This window comes from Pseudomonas sp. SH10-3B (assembly GCF_019891415.1).
In the GTDB taxonomy this organism is placed as follows: domain Bacteria; phylum Pseudomonadota; class Gammaproteobacteria; order Pseudomonadales; family Pseudomonadaceae; genus Aquipseudomonas.
The window spans coordinates 1-423 of the sequence record NZ_JAFLXD010000137.1 but is presented as its reverse complement, the minus strand read 5'-3'; the positions used below and the strand labels follow the sequence as shown (position 1 = coordinate 423).

Here is a 423-nt window from a genome sequence, read left to right as displayed (position 1 = left end):
CGTCCGGCGGCCAACTGCCTTGCAGGGGGAAACGCACGGTCGCGGCGACATCCGGTTCAATGTGCCCGCCCAGGTCCTCATCAATCGTCGGTGCCGGCCACCTGACGACCTCACCGACAATGCCCAGGTAGAGCTGGTTGGACGGTTGCTCAATCGCCCCCTTCTGAAACAGCACATGCACGCTGGCGGTGCCGTCGGCGATGGCAGTGACAAACGCATTGGGTATCTCGAAGGTATAGACGCCCGGCCCATTCAACACTTTGGTGACCGTATGGGGAATGGAGGTGCCCTCGCTGTCCGCCCCGGCCCAGATCAGGTGCGCGTGTGAATAAGCGGCAACCTCCGCGCTGGTGATCCAGCTCTGGACTTCGACATCCCAGCTGCCCAGTTCGGCCAGGTCAATCGAGGTGCCGGTGTCCGGAA

The 423-nt window shown here is 62.9% G+C and carries 1 protein-coding gene; it reads right to left on the bottom strand.

All coding sequences use genetic code 11. From position 1 onward, the window contains the following. Positions 1–423, bottom strand: a 423-nt coding sequence (locus J1G35_RS30700) for a hypothetical protein (protein WP_223016882.1), incomplete at both ends; no start/stop codon positions are given.